Origin of the sequence: Anaeromassilibacillus sp. An250, from assembly GCF_002159845.1 — a bacterium.
In the GTDB taxonomy this organism is placed as follows: domain Bacteria; phylum Bacillota; class Clostridia; order Oscillospirales; family Acutalibacteraceae; genus Anaeromassilibacillus; species Anaeromassilibacillus stercoravium.
This window is the reverse complement of sequence record NZ_NFJK01000026.1, coordinates 21,081-27,549: the sequence shown is the minus strand read 5'-3', so window position 1 is coordinate 27,549 and position 6,469 is coordinate 21,081. Positions and strand designations below refer to the sequence as shown.

Here is a 6,469-nt window from a genome sequence, read left to right as displayed (position 1 = left end):
AAGGCCGCCCTTTGCCAAAAGACTTTGACTGGTCATGATTCTGTTCACATGATGTGCTCCTTCCCGCTGGCGGGAGGGCGGACGGAGGAAAAAGATAAGAGCCGCATGACGGTAAAAAATCTTCCCATACCAACATCACAGAAACCCGTGCGGATTTCTGCGTTCATGCGGCATTAGGAAGACTTCGCTTCGTCAGCGGCTCCACAGCACAGCTACTTTTTTTGATTGATTTTAGTATATCAGGAACGGGTGTTCGAGTCAAGATTCCAAGCGAAAAAAGTGTTCGTGTTCGAGAAAAATTTACGGAGGGACGAGCACAGGACTGGGATTTGAGAGAACAGCAAGTGTATGTACACTTGCAGAAAAGCGGTGCTTGCCATACCGGAGTGGCTTGCTGATTAGCAAGCACATCCGGTGTGGCCACACACCGGAAAAATGACGCTCCGGGCTGTCTGCCGAAGCGCCATTTTTCTATTTTGGGATAGTCCCAAACCCTTAAGCTTCAACCTTTATCAAAGGCACTCTTGTTTACCCAAAGTTTATCTGGGTTTTACTTTCAAATGGTGGCAACCTTACTGCTTGCAATATATAATAAACTTGAATGATTGTATACATAGCCGAAAGGAGGAGTGGCTCGTGGACAATTCGACGGCATTTTGGAGTATCATATTCCCGACGCTTCTGCCTTTTATCCTGATTATCGTTTTCTTCCTGCTGTGGCGCGTCATAAAGTGGCTGGAACGACGAAAGTGGAAGCCGATAACAGCCCGTGTCCTGCATATTGAGGCAATTGACAAAAAGGATAGCGATGGCGTTTTAGAGCCGCGAAAGTACAAACTGGATCTTGTTTTTCAATGGCAGGGTATAGACTGGTATCGAAGCTGGATATTCCCCCGTATATACGATCTTCCCAAAGTGGGTGATATTCTTCAGCTGCGCTATCATCCGAAGAAGGAGGATTTCCGGCTCGTCATGAGTGCGGCTGAGAAACGGGAATACAGACACGCTCGTATGGTAACTTGGTTGTTTTTGGTTATGATTGTTACTCTGCCAGTATTGATTAGTTTGGCGTGTTCACATTTGCCACAGGGATTTTCCCTTTCCGAAATGTCATTGTGTTTGTTTTGCGCGGTGCTGTATCTCGTTATATTCTTGATCCGGCGTTTTGTCGGCACTCATCGCTCCCGCCGTAAAATCGAGTTGGGAGAGCTACGGCCTATCACCGCTCAGGTTCATGGATTCCGCAAAGACAGCGAGGGTGATGTTCACGCCTTTTGTGTTGTCAGAGTCAATGGCGAGGAAAAAGAAGTCACCCTGCCCATTATCCATGGCAAGCGTTATGAAATTGGCCAGTGGGTTACACTTTACTTAAATCCAGAGACTGGTGATGTATTGGCCTTGCCCCGAATGGATACAAACGGCTAAGGTATTGTACCTCAACGAATCATGTTCCTATCTGTGATGAAAGGCATACACTATTCGAGGTTGTCATTCATAATATTGCGGAAAGGGGTAAAATCATCATCGCCTTTCAGACTGTCCACACCGTCATTGATAGCAATCAGCCGGACACCGCGCTGCCGCAAAATCTCCATGACTTGGCCGACTTTCAGATAGTCGCGCCCCAGGCGGCTCATGTCCTTTATGACGATGGCCTCCACCCGTCCGGCCTCGACTTCCTCCATCATCGCCAGAAAGCCAGGACGGTCAAAACGGGTTCCCGATACGCCGTCATCGGTGAAGTGTGTGGGGTTCGGCAGCCCATTCCGGCGGGCAAACTCCTCTAACATCTGCTTTTGATGGCTTATGGAGTTGCTCTCGCCCTGTAACTCATCGTCGCGGCTCAAACGCTCATACAGAGGGGTGATTTTCTCGTTTCTCATGGCTGTACCTCCTGAAATGAAAATGCTCTAAGTGACTGCTTCACTAACCATGACAAAAACCATGATTAAGAAGTCACTTAGAGCATACATCTCCCGCAGCCATTTTGAATTTGCGGTATTGCTTGACGGCAAAGTGGTCGGGATGTGCCTTCTCCAGTTTGGCAAACAGCCTGTCCACCGGAGATTGAAACTCTTCGTCGTCCTCGCGGGCTTCCGAAGCATTGATGAGATCCAGCAGCGTGATGAAGTTCCGTTCCTCCGGCTCCGCCTCATACCAGATATAGCCGATCAGGGCAGAGTAGTACAACCGTTCCGCCTTGACCCAGAAATCTTCACTGGACTTTTCTCCTTCACCCTTGGTGTTGAGGATAAGCGCGTTCACAAGTTTCAGGATATCCTTCTCGCTGCGAATGTAGTTGAGCGGGTTATACCTCATCGACTTCTTGAAATTCACAAGATTCAGACTCTTGATGCGGTATCCCTTGCGGTCCAGAAGAGCACCGACTTCGTTGAGGATGGTGCCTTTCGGGTTTTGTCAATAAGGAACAAGAAAAAAGTATCTTGCTTTTAAGCGGTTTCATCGCCGCTGTCATTCTTGATAAGGCGCACAACCTTGTCCGTAAAGGTTTCCCGGCTGGTTTCGCTGAAATGGATATGAATGTCAAAGGTCGTGCCGCCGATGTTCTTCACAAGGTCGGGTTTGGCGGTCAGAGGGGAAGCGGCTGCGGGGGTGCTGGTCTTGCTGGTTTCATTGTTCATAGGCTCTCCTTTCAAAGATAAAGCCCCATGTGGTCGGCACATGAGGCGGTCATATCGGGTATATAGCCGATAGCAGTACAGATTAACTTACATATGGCTTTTAGTGTATTTATTTCTCCTGTAAGTGATTTCCACAAAAGTTTTAATCTGTCAATCATATCCCAGAGCCTTCTTAATATAAGCATAATTCCCAACCTTATTACCCAAGCTATTTTTTGTCCAGAAAGCATAAGCTTCTGACTCATAGTCTTTCATGTAATCAGGAAGCCAACTAGGCTGCTTATTGAGAGAATTATACACTATAACGATAGGCTTTCCCTTTCTCTTAGCTTGAAGAAATTCATGTTTAAGATAAGAAAATGTATTAATATTACCCAAGTCATCATTTGGTCCAGGTATTGAAACTACATCCCATTTACATGTACTGGTTCCTTTCGAGTTTTGTTTATAAGGGGTACACTCACAACCAGCCTCGCCATTGTGGCGTCTACATACACTCCCTGCAGATCGAGATGCTGTTTTATCACCAATAATAAAAATAACAGCTGAAGATACATTAATTTGCTTGTTAAACTCCTTCTTTAGATCACAAGGGCGGCAATCTGGATCGTTAGAAACGCTACCGGAAACTACCTCTGCAGTATCAACATAGTCTACCTTATGAAGATTATCTTTTCCCCATTTATGCAACTCCTCTACAACATCGCGATCTCCGTTTTCTACAGCATAGTCTGCACTGATATAAACACGTTTGCTCATATTTCTATCCTTTCTTTAACCCTATTGTTACCAATGCTATATGATTACATATACAGATTTTCCTTAACCACCCCTCAACCGTTCATACAGCACCGTGCCCACGGTTTCCATGACCTGTCGCATCATGTCAGGATCAGAGAACATCTTTACAAAGAAGTCCTCATTCTGCTCATAGCGGGCGGCGGCCATGTTGGGGAAGTCCTTCTCAAACAGTAGCATGAAGGTCTTGCGGTCATTGTTCTGGGCGTAGTTGTGCCACTTGTCCTGAGCGGCATAGTCGTTCTCCATCTGAAGCAACACCTTATCCATCTCGGTGAAGTTGGTGCCGTACTTCTCGTTGATTTTCTCAATGATGACCGTCAGCGGATCACGCTTCTTTTCCCTGCGTCCAGCCTCGCCGGTGATGGGCCGGAAGCCTTCCGGGGTGCTTTCCAGCTGAATACCGCCCTCAAAGTCCTTTTCCAAGCGGTAATACTCCAGTAGCACCTTGTCGTCCACATAGACCTTGTCCCGCCCGCCCTTGGGCAGCATGGTATAGAGGAATTTTGCGTATACGCTGAACTTGTGGATCTCTTTATCAAACAGGCGGCAAACCTGGGTGATGAAGGCATAGATCCGGTTGAAGCGTGCCAGTGTGGACTTGAAAAGATCCTGCTTTTCTTCCTCCAGCGCCTCAAACCGATCCAGAGCCGATCGGATGGTGCCCTGGAGCTTGCCCAAATCGCCGCCAGACTGCTCTTTGGAGGAATAGAAAATCTCCGCAAACCGGTCAATCTCCATCTGCTGATACACCCGGTACTCGTCCAGGGTATTCTTCAGGTCATACACCACATTGGGGTCGGTCTCCTCTTCCAGTACCGTCTCCTCGTAGTATGGTTCAAAGGCTTTTTGGATGTCCTCGGCGGAGTTCACGAAGTCCAGAACGAAAGTATCCTTCTTGCCCCGCATGGTGCGGTTCAGCCGGGACAAGGTCTGGACAGCTTTCACGCCGGACAGCTTCTTGTCCACGAACATGGTGTGCAGCAGCGGCTCATCGAAGCCGGTCTGATACTTTTCCGCTACGATCAGCATCCCATATTCGTCCGTATGGAACGCCTCCGGCAGGGCCTTCTCTTTGATGGTCTCGCCGGATTTTGTTTTGTTCAGCTTCTCCTCGGTGTAGGTCTCTCCGTTGTCCTCCACTTCGCCGGAGAAGGCCACCAGCACATCAAGGTCAGTGTAGCCCTTCTCCTGGATCTGCCGCTTGAACTCCAGCAGATAGCGCACCGCATGGAGCCGGGAAGGCGTCACGATCATGGCCTTGGCCTTGCCGCCGATCTTGTGCCGGGTCACATTGCAGAACTGCTCCAGCATGATAGCTGTTTTCTGAGAGATGTTGTGGGGGTGCAGCGTCTCAAACTGGCGAATAGCACGGACACCGGCGGCGGTGTCCAGCTCCGGGTCGTCGGGGATGGCCTTGGCAATCTTGTAGTACATGTTATAGGTCATGTAGTTTTGCAGCACATCCAGAATAAAGCCTTCCTCGATAGCCTGCCGCATGGAATACACATGGAATGGATGGTATTTGCCGTTTTCATCCCGCTGACCGAACATCTGCAGCGTTTTGTCCTTGGGGGTGGCTGTAAAGGCGAAGAAGGACAGATTTTCATGAACACCCTGAGCGGCCAGTTCATCCAGCAGTTTGTCCTCATCGTCCTTGCGCCTGGACTCCTCCTCGTACTCCTCTTTGGCGTACTCTTCCAGAATCTTCTCTGTATCGGCCAGCGCCCGTTTCAGCTTGCGGGCGGCGTAGCCGGTCTGGGAGGAGTGGGCCTCGTCCACAATGACCGCAAACCGCTTATTGCCGGTGCGCACTTCTTTGTAGATGACCGGGAACTTCTGGAGGGTGGTGATGATGATGCCCGTCCCGGCCTCAATGGCCTCCCGGAGTTGCTGGGCGTTCTTGTCGATCTTCTGCACTACGCCCGCCACACGATCGAACTGGTAAACGGTATTTTGCAGCTGGCTGTCCAGCACCCGGCGGTCGGTGACAATGATGACAGACTGGAAGATCTTCTCGTCGTGTTTATCGTGCAGGCCGGTGAGCCGGTGGGCCAGCCAGGCGATGGAGTTGGACTTGCCGGAACCGGCGCTGTGCTGAATGAGATAGTTCTTGCCGGAGCCGTTGGCTTTTACATCGGCCAGCAGCTTGGTCACCACATCCAGCTGGTGATACCGGGGGAAGATCATCCGCTCGGACTTCACTTCGCCGGTCTTTTCGTCCTTCTCCTGCTGCAAGTGGAGGTATTTATGTAAAATCTCCAGCAGGCGGTCCTTACACAGCACATTCTCCCACAGGTAGGCGGTGTCGTAGCCGTCCGGGTTGATGGGATTGCCCTTGCCGCCCACATTTCCGGCCCCGTTGCTGCCCTGGTTGAAGGGCAGGAAATAGGTTTTCTCCCCTTCCAGCCGGGTGGTCATGTACACATTGGTCAGATCCACGGCAAAGTGGACCAGTACCCGGTTTTTGAACTCAAAGATAGCGTCCTTCCCCGCTCGGTCGAACTTGTACTGCTGGATGGCGTTGGTGGTGTCCTGGCCGGTAAACTGACATTTCAGTTCCATGGACACCACCGGGATACCGTTGAGGAACAGGACAATATCAATGCTGTTTTCGTTGCTCAGGGAATAGTGAAGCTGCCGGGTGCAGTGGAGGATATTGGCGGCATACTGGGCCTGGCTGGTCTCGTTGATAGAGGTCTCCGGCTTCCAGAACACGGCCCGGAACTTGATGCCCCGGTCGGTGAAGCCCTGGCGTAGCACTTTCAGCAGACCTACCATCTTCACTTCCCGGCAAAAACGTTCAATGAGCTGCCGCTCGCTATCAGAGCCGTAGATCTTTTCAAACCGCTCCCACTGCTTGGGCTGGCTGGTGCGGATGAAGGAAAGGAACGTGCCGGTGTCCAGCGCCTTTTCCCGATTGAAGGCGGCGGGGTCGCCCTTCTGATAGCCGCCGTATGTAGTGAGGTATTCCTCAATATCCTGCTCAAAGCGTTTTTCTTTTACATCAAAGTCGGACACATTCCCAC

The 6,469-nt window shown here is 50.3% G+C and carries 4 protein-coding genes and 1 pseudogene; 1 reads left to right on the top strand and 4 read right to left on the bottom strand.

Annotated elements, in window-relative coordinates; genetic code table 11:
- The first annotated feature begins 636 nt into the window (after window positions 1-636).
- Window positions 637-1,425, top strand: coding sequence for a hypothetical protein (locus tag B5F54_RS16005; RefSeq protein WP_087235180.1), 789 nt, complete (start codon window positions 637-639; stop codon window positions 1,423-1,425).
- A gap of 62 nt (window positions 1,426-1,487) precedes the next feature.
- Here the strand turns inward: B5F54_RS16005 and B5F54_RS18460 are convergent.
- The 4 genes and pseudogenes from B5F54_RS18460 to B5F54_RS15980 form a co-directional block, all read right to left on the bottom strand.
- A pseudogene (locus B5F54_RS18460) lies at window positions 1,488-2,415 on the bottom strand (recombinase family protein); the annotation flags it as partial.
- Between the two features lie 35 nt (window positions 2,416-2,450).
- Window positions 2,451-2,642 carry a transposon-encoded TnpW family protein gene (locus B5F54_RS15990; protein WP_087235179.1) on the bottom strand — a complete coding sequence of 64 codons (192 nt, stop codon included), beginning with the start codon at window positions 2,640-2,642 and terminating at the stop codon, window positions 2,451-2,453.
- A gap of 150 nt (window positions 2,643-2,792) precedes the next feature.
- Window positions 2,793-3,401: a hypothetical protein gene (locus B5F54_RS15985; RefSeq protein ID WP_087235178.1), complete on the bottom strand. Its 609-nt coding sequence runs from the start codon at window positions 3,399-3,401 to the stop codon at window positions 2,793-2,795.
- 63 nt (window positions 3,402-3,464) lie between these two features.
- Window positions 3,465-6,461: a type I restriction endonuclease subunit R gene (locus tag B5F54_RS15980; RefSeq protein ID WP_087235177.1), complete on the bottom strand. Its 2,997-nt coding sequence runs from the start codon at window positions 6,459-6,461 to the stop codon at window positions 3,465-3,467.
- Window positions 6,462-6,469 lie beyond the last annotated feature (8 nt).